The 23,173-nt window shown below is 44.1% G+C and carries 24 protein-coding genes; 17 read left to right on the top strand and 7 right to left on the bottom strand.

What is annotated here, in order from left to right; all coding sequences use genetic code 11:
• Positions 1–3: 3 nt before the first annotated feature.
• From IRQ95_RS08085 to IRQ95_RS08100, 4 genes are all read left to right on the top strand, one after another.
• Positions 4–1,269: a TRAP transporter large permease gene (locus IRQ95_RS08085; RefSeq protein WP_194436457.1), complete on the top strand. Its 1,266-nt coding sequence runs from the start codon at positions 4–6 to the stop codon at positions 1,267–1,269.
• Positions 1,270–1,303: 34 nt separating this feature from the next.
• Complete coding sequence (locus IRQ95_RS08090) at positions 1,304–1,768, top strand: NanQ anomerase/TabA/YiaL family protein (protein ID WP_194436458.1); 465 nt, start codon at positions 1,304–1,306, stop codon at positions 1,766–1,768.
• A complete protein-coding gene (locus IRQ95_RS08095) occupies positions 1,765–2,664 on the top strand; it encodes a dihydrodipicolinate synthase family protein (protein ID WP_194436459.1) in 900 nt (299 codons plus the stop codon). The genes IRQ95_RS08090 and IRQ95_RS08095 overlap by 4 nt, the downstream gene beginning before the upstream one ends.
• Before the next feature lie 91 nt (positions 2,665–2,755).
• Positions 2,756–3,460: an FCD domain-containing protein gene (locus IRQ95_RS08100; protein WP_194436460.1), complete on the top strand. Its 705-nt coding sequence runs from the start codon at positions 2,756–2,758 to the stop codon at positions 3,458–3,460.
• Positions 3,461–3,548: 88 nt separating this feature from the next.
• On the opposite strand, the gene IRQ95_RS08105 is transcribed toward IRQ95_RS08100, so the two are convergent.
• On the bottom strand, positions 3,549–4,781 hold the full coding sequence (locus IRQ95_RS08105; protein ID WP_194436461.1) for a DEAD/DEAH box helicase: 1,233 nt from the start codon (positions 4,779–4,781) through the stop codon (positions 3,549–3,551).
• A gap of 683 nt (positions 4,782–5,464) precedes the next feature.
• Between IRQ95_RS08105 and IRQ95_RS08110 the strand changes: the two genes are divergently transcribed.
• Complete coding sequence (locus tag IRQ95_RS08110; protein WP_228481344.1) at positions 5,465–6,526, top strand: anaerobic sulfatase maturase; 1,062 nt, start codon at positions 5,465–5,467, stop codon at positions 6,524–6,526.
• A 122-nt stretch (positions 6,527–6,648) separates the two neighbouring features.
• Complete coding sequence (locus IRQ95_RS08115; RefSeq protein ID WP_194436463.1) at positions 6,649–8,148, top strand: sulfatase family protein; 1,500 nt, start codon at positions 6,649–6,651, stop codon at positions 8,146–8,148.
• A 71-nt stretch (positions 8,149–8,219) separates the two neighbouring features.
• Here the strand turns inward: IRQ95_RS08115 and IRQ95_RS08120 are convergent, their stop codons facing one another.
• Positions 8,220–8,960 (bottom strand): dienelactone hydrolase family protein, encoded by a 741-nt coding sequence (locus IRQ95_RS08120; RefSeq protein WP_194436464.1) that lies wholly within the window; start codon positions 8,958–8,960, stop codon positions 8,220–8,222.
• A gap of 257 nt (positions 8,961–9,217) precedes the next feature.
• On the opposite strand from IRQ95_RS08120, the gene IRQ95_RS08125 reads away from it, so the two are divergent.
• The 7 genes from IRQ95_RS08125 (at position 9,218) to IRQ95_RS08155 (ending at position 14,687) form a co-directional block, all read left to right on the top strand.
• Positions 9,218–9,910: a DUF969 domain-containing protein gene (locus IRQ95_RS08125; protein WP_194436465.1), complete on the top strand. Its 693-nt coding sequence runs from the start codon at positions 9,218–9,220 to the stop codon at positions 9,908–9,910.
• A gap of 15 nt (positions 9,911–9,925) precedes the next feature.
• Positions 9,926–10,831 carry a DUF979 domain-containing protein gene (locus IRQ95_RS08130; RefSeq protein WP_075648796.1) on the top strand — a complete coding sequence of 302 codons (906 nt, stop codon included), beginning with the start codon at positions 9,926–9,928 and terminating at the stop codon, positions 10,829–10,831.
• Between the two features lie 8 nt (positions 10,832–10,839).
• Positions 10,840–11,478, top strand: a complete 639-nt coding sequence (pcp, locus tag IRQ95_RS08135) for a pyroglutamyl-peptidase I (RefSeq protein WP_075648797.1) — start codon at positions 10,840–10,842, stop codon at positions 11,476–11,478.
• A 173-nt stretch (positions 11,479–11,651) separates the two neighbouring features.
• On the top strand, positions 11,652–12,383 hold the full coding sequence (locus IRQ95_RS08140; RefSeq protein ID WP_194436466.1) for an SDR family oxidoreductase: 732 nt from the start codon (positions 11,652–11,654) through the stop codon (positions 12,381–12,383).
• A 19-nt stretch (positions 12,384–12,402) separates the two neighbouring features.
• Positions 12,403–12,912: a GNAT family N-acetyltransferase gene (locus tag IRQ95_RS08145; RefSeq protein WP_194436482.1), complete on the top strand. Its 510-nt coding sequence runs from the start codon at positions 12,403–12,405 to the stop codon at positions 12,910–12,912.
• Positions 12,913–13,042: 130 nt separating this feature from the next.
• Positions 13,043–13,912, top strand: a complete 870-nt coding sequence (locus tag IRQ95_RS08150; protein ID WP_194436467.1) for a patatin-like phospholipase family protein — start codon at positions 13,043–13,045, stop codon at positions 13,910–13,912.
• Positions 13,913–14,057: 145 nt separating this feature from the next.
• A complete protein-coding gene (locus IRQ95_RS08155) occupies positions 14,058–14,687 on the top strand; it encodes a DsbA family protein (protein ID WP_194436468.1) in 630 nt (209 codons plus the stop codon).
• Between the two features lie 37 nt (positions 14,688–14,724).
• On the opposite strand, the gene pdxR is transcribed toward IRQ95_RS08155, so the two are convergent.
• Positions 14,725–16,146, bottom strand: coding sequence for a MocR-like pyridoxine biosynthesis transcription factor PdxR (gene pdxR, locus IRQ95_RS08160; RefSeq protein WP_194436469.1), 1,422 nt, complete (start codon positions 16,144–16,146; stop codon positions 14,725–14,727).
• A 257-nt stretch (positions 16,147–16,403) separates the two neighbouring features.
• Here pdxR and IRQ95_RS08165 point away from each other — a divergent pair, with 257 nt between their 5' ends.
• Positions 16,404–17,066, top strand: coding sequence for a pyridoxamine 5'-phosphate oxidase family protein (locus IRQ95_RS08165; RefSeq protein WP_194436470.1), 663 nt, complete (start codon positions 16,404–16,406; stop codon positions 17,064–17,066).
• Between the two features lies 1 nt (position 17,067).
• On the opposite strand, the gene IRQ95_RS08170 is transcribed toward IRQ95_RS08165, so the two are convergent.
• Entirely contained in the window at positions 17,068–17,580 is a 513-nt protein-coding gene (locus IRQ95_RS08170) for a type II secretion system protein (RefSeq protein WP_194436471.1), read from the bottom strand.
• A 588-nt stretch (positions 17,581–18,168) separates the two neighbouring features.
• On the opposite strand from IRQ95_RS08170, the gene IRQ95_RS08175 reads away from it, so the two are divergent.
• Complete coding sequence (locus IRQ95_RS08175) at positions 18,169–19,206, top strand: porin (RefSeq protein ID WP_194436472.1); 1,038 nt, start codon at positions 18,169–18,171, stop codon at positions 19,204–19,206.
• 146 nt (positions 19,207–19,352) lie between these two features.
• Positions 19,353–19,967 carry a fumarylacetoacetate hydrolase family protein gene (locus IRQ95_RS08180; RefSeq protein ID WP_194436473.1) on the top strand — a complete coding sequence of 205 codons (615 nt, stop codon included), beginning with the start codon at positions 19,353–19,355 and terminating at the stop codon, positions 19,965–19,967.
• A 101-nt stretch (positions 19,968–20,068) separates the two neighbouring features.
• On the opposite strand, the gene IRQ95_RS08185 is transcribed toward IRQ95_RS08180, so the two are convergent.
• From IRQ95_RS08185 to IRQ95_RS08195, 3 genes are all read right to left on the bottom strand, one after another.
• Positions 20,069–20,383, bottom strand: coding sequence for an AzlD domain-containing protein (locus IRQ95_RS08185; protein ID WP_194436474.1), 315 nt, complete (start codon positions 20,381–20,383; stop codon positions 20,069–20,071).
• A 13-nt stretch (positions 20,384–20,396) separates the two neighbouring features.
• Complete coding sequence (locus IRQ95_RS08190) at positions 20,397–21,107, bottom strand: AzlC family ABC transporter permease (RefSeq protein WP_194436475.1); 711 nt, start codon at positions 21,105–21,107, stop codon at positions 20,397–20,399.
• Positions 21,108–21,294: 187 nt separating this feature from the next.
• The gene (locus IRQ95_RS08195; RefSeq protein WP_194436476.1) at positions 21,295–22,128 is read right to left on the bottom strand and encodes an AraC family transcriptional regulator; all 834 of its coding nucleotides are present in this window, start codon (positions 22,126–22,128) and stop codon (positions 21,295–21,297) included.
• A 245-nt stretch (positions 22,129–22,373) separates the two neighbouring features.
• On the opposite strand from IRQ95_RS08195, the gene IRQ95_RS08200 reads away from it, so the two are divergent.
• Positions 22,374–23,009 (top strand): LysE family translocator, encoded by a 636-nt coding sequence (locus IRQ95_RS08200; RefSeq protein WP_075648809.1) that lies wholly within the window; start codon positions 22,374–22,376, stop codon positions 23,007–23,009.
• Positions 23,010–23,173: the final 164 nt, after the last annotated feature.

Raw genomic sequence — 23,173 nt, forward strand, 5'->3', positions numbered from 1 at the left:
GTTATGTTTAGTATTTTTGGTGGTTGGGGAGCATTGTTGGCAATCGGCATGCCAGTTGCTTTTACCCTATACGTAGTGTCGATTATTTATTTATTGATGAATGGTGGTATTGCTCTTGCTGCACAGAAAATTATCGCCGGTTTGAACTCTTTCCCTTTGCTAGCAGTGCCGTTTTTTATCTTCAGTGGCTTGCTGATGAACTCAGCGGGTATCACCGACAAAATGTTTAAATTTGCTCGCGACTTAACCGGGCATTTAACTGGGTCTCTTGGGCATGTAAATGTGTTAGCGAGCCTTTTGTTCTCAGGGATGTCTGGCTCTGCACACGCAGATGCGGGCGGCTTAGGACAACTTGAAATCAAAGCGATGCGTGATGAAGGCTACGACGACGGATTTGCTGGCGCAATCACCGCGGCATCGAGTGTTATTGGTCCTTTGATGCCACCCAGTATTCCCATCGTTATCTATGGGGTAATGTCAGGCGCTTCGATTGGTGCGCTGTTCCTCGCTGGCGTGGTTCCTGCGCTGTTGTGTGCCGTGTCATTGATGGTGATGGTGTACTTTATAGCGAAGAAAAAAGGCTATCCAGTTTACCCACGAGCATCATTTAAAACGATTTGTTATTCATTTAAAGACGCTTCGCTTGCTCTAATGACGCCAGTATTAATTATCGGCGGTATTTTCTCTGGCATAGTGACACCGACTGAAGCCGCAGTTGTTGCCTCTCTTTACGCGATGTTTTTAGGTTTCGTTGTTTATCGAGAGCTAACGGTTTCGCGTCTACTTGAGGTTGTGCATGAATCAGTCAATACATCGGCAGTAATTGGCTTTTTGATTGGCGGTGTGGGTCTGTTTGGCTTTGTTATCGTCAAAGAAGACATCCCTTTAAAAGCTGCGGAGCTCTTTTTACAAGTCACGGACTCACCGCTGGTATTCCTCATCCTGGTTTCAGTGATGCTGTTCATCCTAGGTGCCTTTATTGAAACCTTGGCTTTGCTACTGATCCTTATTCCGATTTTGCTACCAGTGACCATTCAACTTGGTATTGATCCAGTTCACTTTGGCATTGTGGTTGTCATGAACATGATGTTAGGGATATTAACGCCACCGATGGGGGTCTCGTTATTTGTCGTGGCTAAGGTGGGTAAGATCCCATATGAAGTCCTAGCACGTTCTGTTTTGATCTTCTTAGTTCCTCTCATTGTTGTGTTGGGCATTATTATTTTGTTCCCACAACTTGTGATGTTCTTACCGAATTATTTCCTTTGATTGATTAGTAGGCAGCAGCGAGTAATCGCTGCTGATGACCATGGTATTTGCAAGCGTAAGTTGTTTGTCACAAGACAAAGTGTTTGGCGAGATTATCGCCTCAGTGTTAGCGCAAGATCTGGAGCAGATGCCTGATGGCATCAATAAGATCAAAGGGGACGATGTATTCGTTAATCGTATTAGAGGTAAGGCAAGATATCTCGAAGGATCTCAAGCGGAGATCCACAAAGAGTACATTGATATTCACCTTACTTTAACGGGGAGCGAGACGCTGGGATTTGTGGTGGAACCAGAAGCACTCAGTTTTATGCAAGATCAGCCGTTTAACAATGATTGTGAACTTAAAGATACTGTAATGAATGAGCAATTCATTACCTTAGAGCAAGGTCACTATTGCGTTTTTTATCCTCAGGAATGGCATCGACCAATGGTACAACTCTCAGGTGAGTTGGAGTCGGTCGATAAAGTCGTGATCAAAGTGAGGGCTGCCTTATTATGATAAGCGGTAATTGGGCAACGCTTTTGTTGCCGATTAATAATGAAGAAATCGACTTTGTTCGACTAGAACAGCAAATAGAGAGTTATATCGACGCTGGCGTTGATGGCATTTATTCAAACGGTACGGCAGGTGAGTTTTATACCCAATCTGAAGATGAATATCAGCAGATCAGCAAGTTGTTAGCACAAAAATGTACGCTTGCCAAAATGCCGTTTCAAATTGGCGCGAGTCATTGTCACCCGCAAGCTGCGTTGGCACGAATCGAATTTGCAGCAAGTTTAAACCCGACAGCAATTCAAGTGATTTTACCTGATTGGTTTCCCTGTTCGTTATCGGTCGCTAAAGTGTTTATGAATAAAGCTCAACAAGTTGCACAAGGTGTGCCACTAGTGTTGTACAATCCACCTCATGCAAAGGTAAACCTAACCGCCGAAGAACTCGATGAGCTGTTTGACTCAATTCCAAGCTTAGTTGGTTTTAAGTTACCAAGGATAACGCCAGAAATTGAAGCGACAGGTTTAGCTAAGAAAGCATCAATTTTCGTAGCCGGACATTTTTTGGCAACTGATGCCTATAAGGGGGCGCTTGGTGCTTATTCCAATGTGTGTTGTCTTAATCCGAGGGCGACGCAACTATGGACGAGAGATTGCTTGGCACTTGAGTCTTCAGCTTTGGAGCTAGAGAACCGTATTCAGCAATTTATGGCAGAAGAGATCGCGCCATACATTACTGAGCAAGGCTATTGCAATGCAGCCGTCGATAAATTCATGGCAGCCATGGGCGGATGGTCGCAGATAGAATCGACAATGAGATTCCCTTTTGCATCAATCCCTATGGGTGACATAGAGTATAAAGTAGAACGTAGAAATACTTTACTGCCCGAGTTTAGGATTTAAACTAGTTGGAATTGACGTCTTGGCAAAATCGAATAGTGCTTGTATTTGATGAAATAACAATAAATTTAGTATTTTTTAAGAGGGAACTCTTATGGAGTTAACTTCGTTTCCTTTGAAACCAATGAAAAAGACCAAACTGTCTGACAGTGTGGCCGAAGAGCTGGAAAAACTCATTATTAATAACACGTTAAAGGAAGGGGATACTCTGCCTTCTGAGCGTGAGTTAATGGCCGCGTTTGACGTGGGTAGACCTTCTGTACGTGAAGCGTTGATGAAGCTTTCACAAAAAGGTCTAGTTGAGATAAAGAGCGGTGAGAAAACCCGTGTTACTAAGCCTTGCACCGAGACACTGATGAACAACGTATCGGGCTTAGCGATTGGTTTACTCTCGCAAAAAGATGAAAAGCGCCAATTTGAGCACCTAAGACAATTATTTGAAATTGCGATCGTCCGTGAGGCGGCGCTGGTTCGTACTGATGAGGATCTCGCTAAGCTTGAAGTGATCCTTGAGCAAAACAAAGTCCACTGTGAAGATTATGATGCCTTTGTGAGTTCAGACATCGCATTCCATCGCTGCATCATCGATATCATCAAAAACCCGATGGTGTCATCACTGTATGAATCATTAATTTCTTGGCTGATTATGACGCGTAACCCTTCAGAATATACGCCTTATCATAAGCAGAACTATCAAGAGCACTTGATGATTTTCAATGCCATCAAATCAAAAGACGCGAATCAAGCTGAAAACTGCATGCGTGAACATCTTGATAATGTAATGCGAATAGAAAAGTAACCGTGTTGAAAGTGATAAAAAGAGCCGATGATGATCGGCTCTTTTCATAATGGTCGGAGAAGTTATTTACCGCGATTGTTATTTGAACCTATATTCTCTTCGGTTTCTTCGCTTGGAACTGTTTAATACTCTTCTTACTATTGGTGCGACGGTTGGCTTTTTTATCGCGAGGTGCGCGTTTGCTTTCGCCACTTGGCGGTTTATCGGTCACCGGAAATTCTGCCATCTCCACCAGTGGTAAAGCTCGCTGGGTTAACTCTCTTATCGCATTGAGCGCCGCGGTTTCCCCGTGACACACTAAAGAAATTGCCACGCCTTGTTTACCAGCACGAGCAGTACGACCGACACGGTGAACATACACTTCGGCATAGCTTGGTATCTCAAAGTTGATCACCGCTGGCAATTCATCAATATGAATACCACGCGCAAGTAAATCGGTAGCAATCAGTACGCGCGCTTTGCCAGATTTGAACTGCTCCAATGCTTCTTCGCGCTCTTGTTGCGTTTTGTTGCCATGCAAACACGTTGTTTGAATGCCCGCCTTAGTCAACTTTTTACTAAGACTATCAGCATTTTCTTTCGCGCCGATGAAAACCAGTACCTGTGACCAATGGTTTTGTTCAAGAAGGTGAATTAGAGCCTTAGTCTTGCTGCCTTTGTTAACCAGATAAAGGGTTTTTGCGATGTCTTGGTTAGTGCTGTTTGCTTGGTGCGCGGCAACTTCGATAGGTTGGAACATCAATTGCGAGGCTTTCTGTTTTAGCTCGGTTGAGAAAGTGGCAGAAAACATAGCGGTTTGACGTTTGGCAGCAATTTGACCAACAATATTTTGTACGTCATGCCAAAAGCCCATATCAAGTAGGCGGTCTGCTTCATCCAGAATTAAACGAGCAATGCGTGTTGCGTCTAATGCTTCGTCTGCCAATAAATCAATCATGCGCCCAGTTGTGGCAACTATAATCTGCGGATTACCAGCGAGCGCTTGTTTCTGTTGTTCTTTATCAACGCCACCCGTTAGACATGCAGTGTTTAGCTGAAGTTTACTCGCAATAACGTCAATAGCACTGGCTACTTGGGTGGCGAGTTCTCGAGTTGGCACTAGGACAAGAGATTGCTGTTGCAGGTTATCTTCTAAAAGTTGTTGAATCAGCGGTAAACCATAAGCCAGTGTTTTGCCGCTGCCTGTATTGGCTAAGGCGAGCAAATCTTTACCCGCAACAAGTTGAGGGATGGCGAGTGTTTGAATCTCGGTTGGACTCTTAATGTCATTAGGCAGTGCAGCAATAATATCAGCACTAAGAGTAAGAGATGAAAATGACATAATGGGTTTACCTTTAGGTTATCAGCAGTCGTGCAGTATTGAGCAGTCGCGCACTTTAGCATAGAGGGTATATCTATCAGAACAAGTATTTATTCGTTGTTGTGTAACTTACTGAACAACGCCTTACTCAGTGAATGATTTGGTGTTGTTGAGCGGCAGTTATGGAGGGGCATGAATTGATATGAGTAAACAAATTGTTAGTAACCAAAAATAGTGTCAGTGGTTTTTTGAATAGTAATTGAAATGAGGGTTTGGTTTCTGTTTGTGGTTATATTCTGACAAACGAACAAATATTGTGACATCTTGCTCATTAATTGACTATTTAAACGTTTGCATAAGTTGTAATTGCGACAAAGATCGCTTTTAGACACTAGCAATGTGTGTACTATCCGCGCCGCGTCGGATTGGGCGAATGGATGCCCGGCTCAATTTGGCAAAGTGAATAAAATGTAACTAAATCGGATGGTTACTCTTACTTTGCTATTCCAGACCACTTTCTACACAGTAAAACCCAACAGAAATCGAGCTACGAAGACTGCCTTGGGTGTTTTTTGCTACCCAAAATTCGCTGCTGTGTTATGCATTATTACGCCGCCGTGCATTGAGTTAAGGCGGTATGCATCGAGATAAGCGCTGGATGCATTTTTGTGGTTTTAAAGATGGTTAATAATACATTTACGGTTATGGCAAAGCCGGTTAGTGATAGATGCAATTTGAAGTGTGAATATTGCTTCTATTTGGGCACCAAAGATTCTTTGAGTGATAAACCGTTGGATACAATGAGCGATGAAACGCTCGAGCTATTCGTTGAAAAATACATTCAAGAATCGCCAACCCCGCAAGTCAATTTCGTTTGGCAAGGTGGCGAGCCCACTTTGGCTGGACTGGAGTTTTTCCAAAAAGCCGTCGCGTTACAAAAAAAATACGCCAATGGCAAAACCATCACTAGTGCGCTGCAAACTAACGGCATGACCCTCAATAAATCGTGGGCTGAATTCTTAAAGCAACATCAATTCTTGGTCGGTATATCTTTAGATGGTACCCAAGCTGCGCACGACCATTATCGTATTACTACCTCGGGCAAAGGCACTTACCAAACGGTTAAAGAGAGCATCAAACTGCTCAATCAATATGGTGTTGAGTACAACGTATTGTGCACAGTGAACAGTGCCAACTGGAATAAGGGAAAATCGGTCTACAACAACTTAAAAGAGATCGGCGTTCGCTACATTCAGTTTATTCCGATTGTCACATACAAGAAAAACACGCCAGTGAACTTCACTGTGCCAGAGAAAGGTTTTGGTAAGTTCTTACTTGATGTATTCAAAGAATGGGTCGAGCAAGACATCGGCTTTATGTTTGTGATGAATTTTGAAAGCTCACTTTCTTATTATGCCAATGGGCACCCACTGATCTGTTTTAACCAAAAGCAGTGCGGCGCACCGTTAGTGATTGAGTCAAATGGTGATCTTTATTCCTGCGACCACTTTGTTGAAGACAAGTATCGAGTAGGCAATATCGCGACAGACTCGTTTGCAGAGTCGATTCAAACCCCCGCTCACACCAAGTTCCTCACATTACGTAATACTATGAAATGCCAGAAATGTGAATTTTTGCCGATGTGTAATGGTGGCTGTCCAAATCATGCCAAGCCAAATGGTGAAAACCACCTTTGCCAGTCTTATAAGATGTTCTTCAAAAATACCCAAGGTGCGATGAATTACATCGTGCGCAATATCCTCTGAGTTAGAGGACATCAAAAAGAAAGAATAAACAGAATTCTCTACAGCTTGCTTTCACTGCGGTGGGAGCGAGGTGTGGTGGGTAACGGATCCAAGTATTGGATTTTCTATTCGAAGGAAAAATAATGAAAAAGACATTACTAGCAAGCACCATTGCAATGACTGTGGTGGCCACATCAGCTTGTGCAAGCAATGCAACAACGGAAACAAAATCGGCAGACAAGCCAAACGTGGTACTTTTCTACGTCGATGACCTTGGCTACGGAGATTTGGCATCTTACGGTCACCAAATCGTTAAGACGCCAAACATTGATGCGCTTGCCGCACAAGGCATTAAATTTACTCAGTACTACGCGCCAGCGCCACTGTGTTCACCTTCACGTGCGGGTATGCTGACAGGTCGTACTCCATACCGTACAGGTATTCGTTCTTGGATCCCAGATAGCCAAAACGTACACATTGGTTGGGGTGAGCGTACGCTTGCTCACATGTTGCAAGACGAAGGCTACAACACGGCGCTGATGGGTAAAGTGCACCTAAATGGTGGCGCGCACATGGATGATCACCCACAAGCGAAAGACCTAGGTTTTGACTACTCATTTGCGATGTACGCGGGTTGGCAAAAGAATGCTAAAGTAGAAAAGCCTCGTGAAGATGGTAGCCTACGTCATGGTAAAATTTACCCTGATAACTTTATCCGCAATGGTAAACCTGTCGGTGAAACCAATGACTTCGCTGGCGGTGTGGTTGCCGATGAATCTATTCAATGGCTAAACAGCATCAACAAAGAAGAGCCGTTCTTCTTGTATGTACCATTCCCTGAAGTTCACACGCCAATCGCGTCACCAAAAGAATATTTGGACATGTACAGCGATTACATCACGGATTTCGCCAAACAGAATCCAGATCTTTACCACTGGGACTGGAAAGGTCAGCCATATCGTGGTCAGGGTGAGTACTACGCCAACATTACTTACATGGATGCACAACTTGGTCGTATCGTTGACGAGTTGAAAAAGCTGGGTGAATACGACAACACGATTTTCCTATTCTCATCAGATAATGGTCCGGTAACCCGTGAAGCGCGTAAGCCATGGGAACTGAACATGGCAGGTGAAACAGGTGGTTTACGTGGTCGTAAAGATAACTTGTTTGAAGGTGGTATTCGCGTACCGCTAATTATGGCAGGTGCTGGCATCAAACAGGGCAGTGCATCACATGAGCCAGTTTATGGTCTAGATATTGTGCCAACACTGTCAGAAATGATTGGTTTTGAGTTGCCGACTGACCGCGCAATTGATGGTGTGTCATTCACTACCGCATTCAAAGGTGGCGAAGTTGAACGTAGCAAACCAATGGTTTGGACCATCGACATGCCTTACCAAGATGACCCAATCAACGAATACGCAGTGCGTATTGATGATTACAAGTTGATCATTGACCGCGACGGTAAAGGTAAATACCTGTTCAACATCGAGGAAGATCCATATGAGGTGTTTAACCTAATTGGTAAGCCAGAGATGAAGTCGAAAATTGATGAGCTAACGAAGGCGTACCAAGAATACCGCAAAGAGATTGAAAGTGATGAGATTCTACTAAACCATCACAGCAAACCTAAAGCGTAAAGTGATTACCCCCTGCCAAATGCAGGGGGTATTTTTTATCAGCCCTAAACCGCTACTTCAAGCGGCGGTAATTATTTAGTGTTGGTAGTAAGGAAAGTATTAAAAGCCTGCCATGACTTTTTATCTGCATCTTCTCGGTAGTTTTTGGACTCAAATACAGTGAATGCGTGTGGTGCGCCGCTGTATGTGATCATTTGATGCGGAATTTGATTCTCTTCTAACTCTACCGCCAACTGAGCAAATTGACTCATTGGGATCGCTTTGTCTGCGGTGCCATGAAGGACGAGAATAGGCGCGCTGGTCTCAGTATAACTTTGTCCATCAGGTGTCTGTAACCCGCCGTGGAAAGTGACAAAACCTTTAGCTGGCATGCCCGCACGCGCGGATTCAAGTGTCGCCGCTCCACCGAAGCAATAACCCATCACTACCATATTATCGATGTTGCCACCCAGTCTCAGTGCTTCCTGAACGCCAGCATTCATCAATGCGCGCAATTTTTGTCTGTCTTTATACAGTTCACCGGTGTGCTGACGTTTGTCTTCTACTTTGGTTGGGCGTACACCTTTACCGAATAGGTCGACAGCGAACACGTTATATCCCATTTCATTGAGCATCTTAGCTCGTTGCTGTTCGTATTGTGTTAACCCATCCCAGTCGTGGACAAGTAAAACCAGAGGGGCATCATCACTCACTTCGGACCAGTAGCCTTGGTAATCTTGCTCGGCGGCTTGGTAGGTTATGTCATTACCTGCAAGCGCATAGTGGGGTAGCAGTGTTGTAATGGCTATTGTGCAGAGTGCTTTACGGTACATAGCGGGTTCCTTTTGCTCTTATTGACAGGTGTCTTTACGAATATAGCGAACAAATGGATTTTTGCGTCACTTGCCATACCAGCTTTTTGTGTGAAACAGATCCGATCTCATGGTGGATTTCGACAAAATAACCTGTTGGATATCACAAAAAATCCCGATTGAAGCACGTGTTTTTTGTTCCTTATACTCGAAGCATCAATACGAATTTCTAACGTATTGATTGAAAATAATAATTACGGGAAGTTTAGGGAAAACCTATGATCGATTTATGGCCATTAATTGGCATTGTGATAATCACAGTAGGGTTGGCTCTAAAGCAAAATACTCTATTGGTAATTTTAATTGCTGGTGTTGCTACTGGTTTGGTGGCAGACATTGCGGTGATGGATATTCTATCTGCTCTTGGTCAATCTTTTACCCAGAACCGTTACATGTCGCTGTTTATTTTGGTACTGCCAATGATAGGTATTCTTGAGCGTTACGGCTTGCGTCAACGTGCAGAGGATCTGATTGGTTCAATGAAAAAAGCCTCAGTGGGTAAGATTTTAATGACTTACTTATTGCTGCGTAAGATCACCAATGGTATGGGATTAAACATCGGTGGTCACCCGTCTATGATTCGTCCGCTGATTGCTCCTATGTCAGAAGCGGCAGCTGAGAAAGCATCACCGAATCTCGCTGATGAGAAACGTCAAACGATTCGCGCGTTGTCTGCGGCAAGTGAGAACTTTGGTAACTTCTTTAGCCAATTGCTGTTCATTGGTACTGGTGGTCTACTACTGATTAAAGGCGTAATGGGCGATAACCAACTTGACGTGAAATTGGAAACAATGGCGCTTTGGGCGCTGCCAACAGCTATCGCATCGTTTGTGGTCTTCGGGATTTACACTAAATACATCAGTGCGCGTTTAAATAAAGCGACAACCAGCGAAACGACCCACGCGTCGTAACAGGAGCAATAATCCATGCTTGAATATGTATACCAAGCTACCGGCTTACTGCTACTAGCTTTTTCACTGCAAAGTTTCCTAGATAAACAGAACCCTAAACGTATTGGTAGCGGTCTGTTTTGGCTAATCTACGGCATTACCTTTATTTTTGGTGCGATGATCCCTCACTGGGTCACCGGTGTGATGGTTTTAGCACTGACAGCTTTAGCGGCTGGTGGCTTTATGGGCACAGGCAACTACGGCACAACCAATGATCAAGAGCGCAAGCAAAGTGCTTCTGTTTTAAAGAACAAACTGTTTATTCCAGCGATTGTCGTTCCTGCTGGTACAGTTTTGATCAGCCAGCTAACTTCTCTAGGTGCACTGGTTGGTCTAGGCATTAGCTCTATTGCGGCGATTATCGTAGCTTTGGTGATCACTAAGAGTCAGCCAATGCACAGTCTGAATGAAGGTCGTCGTTTGATTGACTCGATAGGCTGGGCTGCGATTCTGTCTCAATTCCTCGCCGCGCTAGGTTACTTGTTTAATCAAGCAGGAGTGGGCGATACCGTAGCTTCAATTGTGAAGCTAATGATCCCAGAAAACATGCTGTTAGTGAAAGTGATTGCTTACTGTGTTGGCATGACGCTATTTACTATCGTTATGGGTAACGCGTTCGCGGCGTTTGCCGTTATCACCACAGGTATCGGTATTCCGCTACTTATTCTAGATCATAGCGGTAACGCGGCAATTATTGGTGTGTTAGGTATGCTGTCTGGCTACTGCGGTACGCTAATGACGCCAATGGCGGCCAACTTTAACGTTGTGCCTGCAGCGCTCCTTGAACTGAAGAATAAACACCATGTTATTATGATGCAGGTGATCCCAGGTCTGGCGATACTGACGTTTAATATCTTCCTTATGTATAGCTTTGCGTTTTGAGAATAATGATGAAAAAAGTACTAATTACTGGTTTTGAACCATTTGGTGGCGCGTCAATTAACCCTGCGCTAGAAGCGGTGAATAAACTGGCTCAAGCAAAGCTTGATGGTGGTGAGATTGTCGTATGTGAAGTGCCAGTTACTCGTTATGAGTCGGTAGATACGGTTATCGCAGCAATTGAACAACATCAACCAGATTTTGTTATTACGGTTGGTCAAGCGGCAGGTCGTGCTGGTATTACGCCGGAACGTGTTGCAATTAACGTTGATGATTTCCGTATTCCTGACAATGGGGGTAATCAACCAGTTGATGAGCCGGTTGTAGCCGACGGTCCAGATGCTTACTTTACGACCTTGCCAATCAAAGCAATCACACGCACGTTACAAGAAAACGGCATTCCATGCCAAGTATCGAACACGGCGGGTACTTTTGTGTGTAACCACTTATTCTATGGTGTGCAGCATTACTTAAGTGGTAAGAACATTGCTCATGGTTTCGTGCATATTCCTCTATTGCCATCGCAAGATACCACCGGTAACCAAGCAACCATGTCGTTGGATGTGATTGTTGAAGGTTTACGTTTGGTTGCTCAGGCAACGATCGACAACAAACAAGATATTGCGATTACCGCAGGTCAAATCTGCTAAGTTCGACAACATCTATCTTGAGCCCGCCTTGTGCGGGCTTTTTCGTTTCTGAGAGCGGCATCAATAGTAAAAAAAGCAATTGTAAAAGAAGGTATCCAATTGGTTGAAACTTAACCATTGATGTAGAACACTAGTTCGATAGTTGTAAGGAAGCGAAAGGGTTAGGAGATAGGATGGCAAAAGTAGTGATTGTCACTGGAGGTGGTCGAGGCATTGGTGCAGAAACGTGCAAACTGCTGGCGAGTCAAGGCTATTGGGTATGTGTGAATTACATAAATGATGCTGAGTCCGCAGAAAACGTAGTAACGGCAATACAACAGCAAGGTGGTGAAGCTTTTTCAGTTCGAGCGGATGTCGCAGATGAACAGCAAGTGAAAGCGATGTTCAAAGCAGTGACCAGTCGATATGGTCGCGTCACTCACTTGGTCAATAATGCCGGTATTCTTTCCTTACAATCCACCCTGGAAAACATCAGTTCAGAGCGTTTTCGCACTATTCTAGATACCAACGTAATGAGTTGTTTTCTTTGTAGTAAAGAGTTTATCAAACAGCTTCCAAGCGACGGTTCAATCGTCAATGTTTCTTCGGCGGCATCAAGAACAGGTGCGCCGTTTGAATATATAGACTATGCCGCGTCTAAAGGTGCGATGGACTCACTAACCAAAGGATTGTCTCTTGAGTTGGCAGAACGCAATATTCGGGTCAATGGTGTTCGACCTGGCTGCATTTATACGGAGATGCATGCCGATGGGGGCGAGCCAGCAAGAGTTGACCGTTTAGCAAGTAAGATACCGCTCAAGCGAGGCGGGCGAGTTGAAGAAGTGGCTAGCGCGATAGCCTGGTTGCTAAGTGACGAAGCTTCATTTGTGACCGGATCATTTATTGATATTGCGGGCGGCAATTAACCTCAAGGAGTAGTACATGTTGGAATATAAGGAAATATCAAGCATTGCTGGTTATGAAATTGACCTACGTGATTTATTGATAGATAGCGTGGAAGAGGGGGCGTCGATTGGTTTTGTATTACCAATTGAAAGCTCGCAAGTCGATGATTACTGGCTCAATGTGGAATCGGATTTGAGAGAAGGTGAGCGAAAACTGTATATCGTGCTTGAACAGCAACACGTTATTGGTGCGGTGCAGCTGGGTTTATGCTCCAAAGCCAATGGTCGACATCGTGGCGAAGTTGAGAAATTGATGGTAAAAACTCAGCACAGAGGCAAAGGGATCAGTAAACCGTTGATGAGCATGATGGAGCATGCGGCGCAAGAGTTGGGCGTTTCGCTGTTAGTGCTTGATACGCGTAAAGGAGATGTAGCGTCATTGCTTTATCACAGCATTGGTTATCAACAAGTTGGTGAAATTCCGCAATTTGCCTTGAGCTCTAATGGTGAACTAGATGCGACCGTCTATTTTTACAAGCAATTGAGCTAACCACTACTGGGGTTGCGCCACATTGATAGAAATTGCTGATTAGTCCGATAACTTTAAGCAATTAGAGTTGTGGCACATGTTTCGCTAATCTTCTCATACTCAAGACAATAATGAATATGTAGAGTTAGTAATGACAAATAAAGCCTTAGTAGTGGAAGGTGGCGCAATGCGTGGCATTTTTGCCTGCGGCGTATTAGATGCTTTTATGGAGCAAGAGTTTAAACCCTATGATTTTGTAATAGGTGTTTCAGCTGGGGCATCTAACTTACTAGGCTACTTGTCTCACGCGCCGGGTCGAAGCTATCAAGTGATTACCGAGTTGGCGACCGATAAACGCTTTTTTAACCGCGCTCGCTTTGCGCGTGGTGGTGATTTAGTCGATGTACGTTGGTTGATTGAGGAGTCTAATCATCGTTTTCCATTGGATGAAAATGCACTTTATCAAATCCCGATGTATGCGGCAGTGACGAATATTGAAACCGGCAATGCCGACTATTTTCAATTGAAACCCTGCAACCTAGAAAATGTGTTAGAGGCGACAACAGCACTGCCGATTGCCTACCGCACAACACCGTGTTTTTCTGGTGGCTGCTATACCGATGGTGGCGTGGCGGATTCGATTCCTGTTAAAGAAGCGTATCGTCGTGGGGCACGTGATATTACCGTGGTGCTATCGCAACCGCTGAATTACAAGATGCGTCCGGCTCGCGCTCCTTGGCTAATGAAACGCTTGCTGGCTCGTTATCCAACGGTAGCGGAATCTATGTTAGTACGAGCGGACAACTACAACCAATCGCTAGAGTTTATTCGTAATCCACCAAGTGATGCGACTATCCGTGTGATAGCCCCGCCCGATGAATTTGCCGTAAAACGTCTGACCATGAATCGAGCAGTGCTTGACCAAGGCTACCAAATGGGCTTTGATGCAGGTCAGCAACATATCGCGAGTCGCAATGGTACGCATGGTCTGGATGATCAGAATTGTCATTTTTGCTTGTAGAGCTGAAAGCTGAGATTTGAGAACCGAGAGATTAGAGCTGAGTGCTGATAGGCGAGAGTTTAGATTTTAGAATTTAGAGTCGAGACCAAAGAGTTTAGAGTCGAGAACTAAGACAAAAGAATCGAGAGAGAACAAGGACGGTGAGATGAGTAAAGCGAAACTCTATTATGTTCATGATCCAATGTGTTCATGGTGTTGGGGCTATCAACCAACGTGGAAACAAATTGAGCAAACACTGGCTCATGATTTTGCGACCAGCATGGAGATTCAATATTTGGTTGGCGGATTGGCCCCAGATAGTGATGAGCCAATGCCAGAAGAAATGCAGCGTCAAATCGCTTCCTATTGGCGTAAGATTGCTGATTATCTTGGTACGGAGTTCAACTATCAGTTCTGGACGGACAATACGCCACGTCGATCCACTTATCCTGCCTGTCGCGCAGTGCTCGCGGCGAGAGAGCAAGGTGCAGAGCGAGCGATGATCAGTGCCATTCAAAAAGCGTATTACTTGCGTGCTTTAAACCCAAGTGATAACCCTGTATTAGAACAGCTTGCAGCAGAGCTTCAACTTGATTGCGAAAAGTTTAGCCAAGATCTGCACAGTGAAAGCCTTAATCAAGCTATGCTGCGTGAAATCGCCTTCGCTCGCTCTATAGGAGGCAACAGCTTCCCTTCACTGTTTTTTGAGCGAGAAGGACAACTGGTTGAACTGGCGATTGACTATCAAAACGCCCAGCAAACAATAGAACAAATTCGACAACTTATGGCGATTTAATGTTAGCGGGTGAGGCTAGGTAATGAGTCCATTTAGCCTAGCCTGCAAAACATGCTGCGAGCTTGGCTATTTTTGGCTCGATGTCACTGAGAGGCGTGTTGCCGTAACCCAGCACAATGCCACGCCAATCACGCCCCTTGCTACCATCAGGTTCATAATAGTTCAGCGTCCGCACTAGGATATCTTGTTGCTCAGCTTTCATTCTCAGGGTTTCTTCATCAATGCCACCATGCCAACGCAGAGTGACGTGAAGACCGCTTGCTTGACTGATGATCTCGACACTAGCGCCGAAGTGCTTTTCAATCGCTTCGGTTATCGTTTGATGCTTCTGCTTATATAGACGTCGCATTTTGCGGATATGTCGCAATAGCTCTCCGTCGGCAATAAAATCGGCTAAGGCATATTGCATATGTACAGGTGAATCTCCGGTTAGGGCATCTTTGATTTCATTGCATCTTGCCACTAAGTGCTCAGGCACCACCATATAGCCTAAACGTAAACCATTAAACATGACCTTGCTGAGTGAGCCAATATAGATAACGTGATCGTCTAGACCAATTTGCCCAGCTAAGCCTTGCATACTGGTATAGGGGCGGTGGGCAAATTGAAACTCGCTGTCATAATCATCCTCAATGATCCACCCTTTGTTCTGCTGAGCCCATTTAATGATCTTAAGCCGCTGTTCAGTATTAATGGTTGTACCCATTGGATACTGGTTGCTAGGTGTGACATAGAGCGCTTTTGCTTTGGCTGCCAGTAGTGCATTTATATCGAGTCCAGTCACTGGATGAACCGCAATAGGGCGTTTATTCAAGTTAAACAGGCGTGCCACTTTATCCATTTGCACGTAACCTGGATATTCCAGTAATAGAGTATCTTGACTATTTAGTGTCGCCATTGCTGCGATGGAAAGGGCTTGCTGCGCGCCGCTGGTAATAATAATCCGCTCAGCATTGCACATTACCGAGCGACTGGCAGACAAGTAATCACTTAGCGCGTGGCGTAATTCATAACACCCTTGTACGTCATCATTACCTAATATTGACGGGCGTGAGGCGTGGATTTGCACATAACGCTGCCACTTTTTTAATGGGAACTGGCACAGGTCAGGTACTCCAGGAGCAAAAGCACGGTTTTTATTCAGGCTAACTGAGTTGATTAGCGCAGTTGGTTGAGAGTGATGCTCTGGAAGGTAATCATCTGGCAGTTCCAGTGAGACGTAGAACCCACTGCCTTTGCGGCTTTCAATATAGCCTTCAAATACCAATTGTTCATAGGTAGCTGAGACCGTATTGCGGCTAATTTTTAGTTCTTCGGCGAGCTTGCGTGTCGAAGGGATTTGACTCGCGGTAGCCCAGTATCCTTGTACGATTTTGGTTCGAATCGCGTCGAATAAACCTTGCTGCAGCGTTGTGCAGTTATCGGGCAGTTTTAGATCTCCAATATCAATATGTGGCATGGCTGACTCTCGTAATTGGTTTTTATACCCGTCCTATTTGAAGTTGCAGCGCTTTATTGATTTAAAAAGCGACAGGCACTCACAAACTTCATCACATAGTACATCTATGCTCAGAGGCTTTGTTCCTTTGTCGCCTACCTGCATCTCCAAGTTATTTGGGTATATAACTGGATCTATGTTTTAGCTGAAATTGGCTCTCTTGATAATGCCAGTTTGCGATTATATTGACTCTAAAGCAATGTTTATTAGGGAAGTTTATGTTATCCAATACGCCGCGTAGCACAGTCAAAAAAGCCGCTCATAAAGCGCAAGACAATGTCGAAACCTTGTACCAAGTGATTGATCATTCTTTGGTTGCGCATATCGCTATCATTCAAGAATCTGGTCCTGTTGTCATTCCTATGCTGGCATGGCGAGTTGGCGACAAGGTCTATATTCATGGAGCTAACAATAGCCGTCTAATGCGTAACCTCGCGCAAGGTGAGCAAACTTGTTTAACCTTTACCTTGTTTGACGGTTGGGTTTTGGCGCGCTCCGCATTTCATCACAGTGCGCATTACCGCTCTGCTGTTGTTTTTGGCAGTTTTGAGCGAGTTGAAGATCGCGGTGAGAAAGACCGCTTACTCAATCACTTTATTGAGCAGATTGCCCCAGGGCGCTGTGAGGATATTCGCTTAAGTAGCGATAAAGAGCTTGATGCCACCATGCTGCTTGCTATTCCTTTAACGGAAGCTTCGGTTAAAATCAGTGGTGGAGAAGTGAATGATGATAACGCTGATTTAGATATACCAGCATGGGCGGGTTTTATCCCTTATAAAACGGTTATTGGCCCACTTAAGTCAAGTTCTACCCTTGCTGATGGGATATCAGAGCCTGATTATTCTGCGGTGTATGGTAGCCGGTGGAGCGGTAGACTTTAGATCAACAATCCTCAGAGACGAGTTTATAGTTTACTGCCCCCGATGAGTCTTCAGGGTAGTAAACTTGGACATAGCATTTGATGTTTTTACTAAGGTGTGTGCTTCCATCTACTTTGTAGCCGATGAAAAAGTAAGGGGTAGTGGCACTGGGTTTGTTTGACCACATAGCAATATGAAATTTAGGATCAAGTCCCGCTAGTTCATTCGCAGCCGAAACATATTTGATTAATCCATAGTAACCCATTACATCACGTACACCGTCGTTGTTAAGATCGATGTTGAATTTTGTGAGAGCTACTTCATCTTCGACTCCTTGTAACACTGCCTTGGTATAGACTTCTGTATTGACGGTAGCCAAAGCATCTTTAGCCCCTAAGAGTGCGGTAATTTTGGCATCTTTGCGAAATGACTGATAAACACTCATCGCAGTGATAGATATAACACCCAGAATAGTCACAACGACCACAAGTTCGATAAGGGTAAACCCGTGCGCACGTATCCTTATATTTCGCATGGAATGGTAATATGTCAGGAATAATTACTGCATGTTAGTCTTGTTGGCAGTTACATTCACTTTTATATAAATAAAACACGACACGCAACTCATAAAAATGCCAGTTAAAGTAAGAAATTTCCAAAGTACTTTAGTCAAGATAAAGTTTAATAAATTAGATGGTTAGTTCTAGATGACTGAATGGGTGTGATCAGATTTGATCATTTTTATTTGGTTGATGCAATTCAAAATGCCCCTAAAAATTGTCGTTAATTTATCAATAAATCACATGTCAATACTATCAGGCGTTTATATTGTTAAAACTGATAAGCATATCGGTGTTCTTGTCACATATTATGCAAATCTTGCAATCTGTGATGTCGATCGCAAAGTAATGACCTGGCATTCACTTGGTCAATATTTCCTTTTTGATTAATGACTTGAAAAGTGAAAACTATTAATTATCAAGTGTGGTGTAAATATAAACGAAATTTAGTTTCATTTTTAATTTGAAAGTTACAGTTCTATTACTAGTTTTTAATTGGGAACAACGGATTGACGTAGTTCTGTTGGTTCGGCTTGCTATTAATAGAATATGGAAATACAAAGATGAAAATGACAAATATTGCCATGGCAGTGGCGACTACTCTTCTGGCTTCGACCAGTGCATTTGCAGCAGAAGTTTATAGTGGAAGCGGCACATCTTTAGCTATCGGTGGCTACGTAGATGTGGGTGTGGGTGAATATAACTCTGAAGACTTTAAAGTTCACCAAGTTTCGCCTCGTATCAACATTGAAGGTAAAAAAGAAATTGGTAACGGTGTGACTGTTGATGCGAAAGGTGAATGGGCCCTAAACTACCTCGATGGTGGCAACACTTCATTCACGACTCGTCTGGGTTACATTGGTGCGACTCATGAACAAGCAGGTCGCTTAGTTGTGGGTACACAATGGGCTCCATATTATGATGTTGCAGGCGTGGCGGATAAACCCATCGCGTTTGCTAACGATTTCTTATACGGAAGTAACTTTAATCAATTAGGTTCTGCGCGTGCTGAAAAAATGGTTAGTTATCGTAATACATTAAATGTTTCAAGTGATGTGGCATTTAATATAGGTTTAGGCTGGCAAGGTGAAACAACAGATTCGGCAATCACGGCTAGCCCGGGTCTAGGCGCTGTGACTTATACGAGAAGTTCTGCTGATTATGATGCTCGTGGTCAAATTGCAGTTAGTACGGTGTTTGCAGGATTTGGACTCGGTTATGTCTACAACCAAGGTGATGTGGACTCAGAGAAAGCACGATCGCACGTGTTTGCCGCCAACTATGGTAATTACGGTAAAGGCTTATATGTAGCGTTGGTATATGGTGATAATGATAATTTCTACAATGGTCTAGAAGATTCTTCTCAATATGAGGCAATCGCCGCATTTGGTTTGGATAACGGTGTCAATGTAATCCTTAACTATGAATCAGTAGAGGATGACAAGAATGACAAGACGCAATTTAGCGAAACGGCTATCCAAGTAGAATACACAGTAACTTCTGGCTTAGTTGCTTTCGCTGGTTACCAAATCGACCTGGGTAATGATATCGATAAAGAAGAAAACGACGAGTACACAGTCGGTGCTCGCTACTTCTTCTAAACCCAAACTTAATTAAGTTCTGCCTTTATTCTCAGAGTTTGCTTTTGAGCGCAAGCTCTGAGTTTTTTACTTTAGTTAGCGATTATTGTTTGCCTCAAACAATCTTTAGCTAGAATGTGCCTTCACGAAAATTCAGGGACGATGGCATGCACTCTATTATTGTTGAAGATAACCCAATCCAGCCGACTAAGGTGTTGTGTGTTGGGCGTAATTACCTCGATCATATTGCGGAGCTGAACAATGCTGTGCCTGAACAGATGGTGGTCTTCAATAAGCCCTCAACAGCGATAACCAACCAATTAACCGCCTTTCACCAAGAGAGATTACATTACGAAGGTGAAATCTGTTTCGTGGTTAACAATGGGCAGTTATCTGCTGTAGGGATAGGGTTAGATCTTACTAAGCGAGAACTACAATCCACACTCAAACAACAAGGTTTACCTTGGGAACGCGCCAAAGCATTTGATGGCTCTGCGGTATTTAGTCGTTTCATCTCGTTGCAAGGTTTGACTATTGATGAGTTAGAAATCGAGTTGTTTATTAACTGTGTTCGTGTTCAAAGAGGCAGTGTCAAACAGATGATCTATCCTCCGCAGGTGATTGTTGATGAGCTTAAAAGCTACACCACTTTGTGTGATGGTGATGTGATAATGACAGGCACGCCAAAAGGGGTAGGAGAAGTCCAAACGGGGGATATCTTCTTAGGTCGCTTGATTCATGCAGGTAAAACACTAATTGAAATTGAGTGGCTCGCCAGTTAAATTCCTCGATGATCAAATTTCAAAGCGCCAGCACTATGCTGGCGTTTTACATATCTGGAGTATGGTATAGACAATGTTGAATCTACGGTGATTTTAACTTACTAAAACACCAAATTATTGAGAACCAAAAATACCAGCATGCTAATTACGGTCGTCAATAATACGTTACCCGTTTTATAGATGATAAAACAGGCTAGAATTGCCGCGAGCAAATAGGGGTTCGTTGGCGTTAGCCATAATTCACCCTCAGGCGCGAACACTATGGGTGCAAGGATGGCTGTCAAAATGGCTGGCCCAGAGTAACTCAGCATGCTTTGTAGTTGCGGAGCTAAACGCAGTGGTAACTTCGGCTCAAGGAACACATAACGGCTAAAGAAAACCAACGCCGCCATCGCCAAAATAGATAACATAATCATCGTTGTCTCCTTTCTAGCTCGACTTTTTAACCATCGTTTCAACAAAATAACCCGCTAACATACCACCAAGGCTGGCGACCATTAACGCTCCCTCGAACTGTAATAGATTTAATGCCACAGAAAGCACTAAAGCGACCACCACCGCGACAAAGGTAGGGGAGTTTTTGATGTTGGGAATGACCAGCGCAATAAAGGTCGCAGCAACCGCGAATTCCAAACCGAGTTCATTGAGTGCGGGTATATAACTGCCTGCGACAATGCCAACAAAAGTTGCCAGATTCCAGCAGATATAGAAGCTCAAACCCGCACCTAACGCATACCAAGGCTCAAAGCGCTTGTCCGATTGATTACCACAAATAGCAAACAGCTCATCGGTGAGTAGGTAGCCTAATGCCAATCGCCAACGCAGTGGCAAGGGGCCTATTTTGTCACGCATTGAAACGCTATACAGAAAATGGCGGGAGGTAATAAATAAGGTCGTTAGCAACATCGTTGTGAGCCCAACGCCTGCTTTAATCATGCCGGTGGCAACCAGTTGAGCAGAACCGGCAAACAAGATCGCTGATAACGCTTGGCTCTCAATGGGGGTTAACCCTGATTCAATAGCATAGGATCCGGCGAGTAACCCCCATGGAATGACCGCTACACTAAGTGGGATCATCGCAACGGTTCCCTGCATAAATAATGAGTATCTACTTGGCATAACTTGTACTTCTGTATTCATAGGTTCCCCTCAGTAGCGCGCTTGTTATATACCCAAGTAACCTCGAGATGCTAGGTTCAGCGAGAATGACTTGGTTTGTAGACGCGGCGACTATTTAAAGGTCTAGTGGGTCTAAATCAAGAATCGATATAGTTCTATTTCGCCACGAGAAGAGAACAAGAAATTGTATAAAATTGCGCTTCTCGTTTTAAATGTTTATCGATTTCATATACTGCTTCGGCGTGACACCCATTGCGCGCTTAAAGTGTCGGTGCAAATGGCTTTGATCATGAAAGCCAGACTCTTGAGCAATATCCGATAGTGTATGACCTTGTTTCATCAAGCGAATGGCATAGCGCAACCGAGATTGCACCTGATAAGCGTGAGGTGGAAACCCGAATTCTTTTTGAAAAGAGCGAGCAAAATGATACGGGCTAAGGTTTGCCAGTTTGGCGAGCTCTTCTAAAGAGACATCCGCTTGCGGGAAGTCATCAAGAAACTCTTTGGCTATCAGTAATTGCTGCTTACTACGAGTGTTTGGTTCATATTCGCGGCGTTTTTTGCCATGCCGACTCATGAGTTTAACCAGCGTTCCGTAAACCAAGGTTTCGCGTAACAGACGGTTGTCAGAATTTTCAAGGGTATCGAAAACTAGCCTGAGTTGCTGTGCCATTTCGGGATCATAAACCACAGGTTCAGGGAAGTAGGGGATGACAGTCTCTGAGTTGAGCCCTTGAGTTAAAGTCGCAAATTGCTCTGGAAGTGGGTACATGGCTTTGTATTCCCAACCATCTTCCGTCGCGCTTTGACCATTATGCACTTGGTCGGCATTGACTAAAATGATGCTATCTTGCGGAGCGATATGATTGCCCCCTGTGCGGAAGAAGCGCTGCGCACCTTTCTCAATCACACCGATGGTGTAGCCTTCATGGCTATGACGGGAGAAGTTGTGGGTTTTATACTTAGCTTCAATAAATTCCAGCCCACCCAACTCCCCAGCGGTTTGAAAGGTAGCGCCTTCAGTAAAATCCTTTTTTTCCATCACTGCACTCCTTGCAAGATCGCCTGTTCGCATAGAGTAATTCAAACTCATTGAGAGTTTTTGTACAAAATTGCTGTTTGCAACATAGCACAGTTTGAACCTACATCCTTGTTTATCAGGCTAAAGTGCAAATACTGGTCGTAGTGTATGGTCTGAATATGTCTTCAATCTTGGTGTTATGGGCTAGATATAGATCTAAATGCAATATAAAATGCGCGCCGTCCTGTTCCTAACAATTAATTATTATGATCGATATGTCTATTCTGCCGCTCTATTTGACGGCAGTGGTGGCACTTTTGTTGCTGCCTGGTCCAGATATGTTGCTGATCGCCAGTTCAAGTATGAGCTACGGGCGACGCGTTGGCGTGTTTGCTAGCCTAGGTAACGCAACCTCTGGAATCATTCTGACTTTACTTGCTGCACTGGGTGTTTCTGCATTGATTGCTATGAGCCCAATGGCGCTTAAAGCCTTGCATCTACTTGGCGGGGCTTATCTGCTAAAAATGGGTTGGGATTGTGTTCGCTCTCAAGCGGCAGATGCCCCAGAACTTGATCAGCAGAATAAGATGGCGACGACCTTCTATCAGCGCGCTTTAATTAGTAATCTGCTGAACCCTAAAGCGCTCGTCTTCTTTGTGATGTTCTTGCCACAATTTGTCTCCAGTAACATCGCGGCAAGCTCTGGCGAACAGATGCTTGCACTTGGCCTACTGCTTAACGTACTCGGCTTACTATTTAACTTGGTTCTGGTTGCGTTGGTCGGAACACTAGGTAAGGGTCTGTTAGAAAACGCTAAGTTCAGAAACTACCAGCATAAATTTATGGGAGCTATCTTCCTAATTTTAGCTATCTGGATGCTAAGCTCGTTTTTTACTGCGTAATTGACGTTATAATCGATTGAGCCAGCATTAAGCTGGCTTCAGACTGCTGACAAAGGTCTAGCTTTCGAGCTAGACCTTTGATCTAATAGGGGTATCGAAATATGGATACTCCGATATGCTTCAAGAACCGACTCCGCAACAATACGAACTGGAAATGGTAACGA

The organism is Vibrio fluminensis, assembly GCF_015278125.1.
In the GTDB taxonomy this organism is placed as follows: domain Bacteria; phylum Pseudomonadota; class Gammaproteobacteria; order Enterobacterales; family Vibrionaceae; genus Vibrio; species Vibrio fluminensis.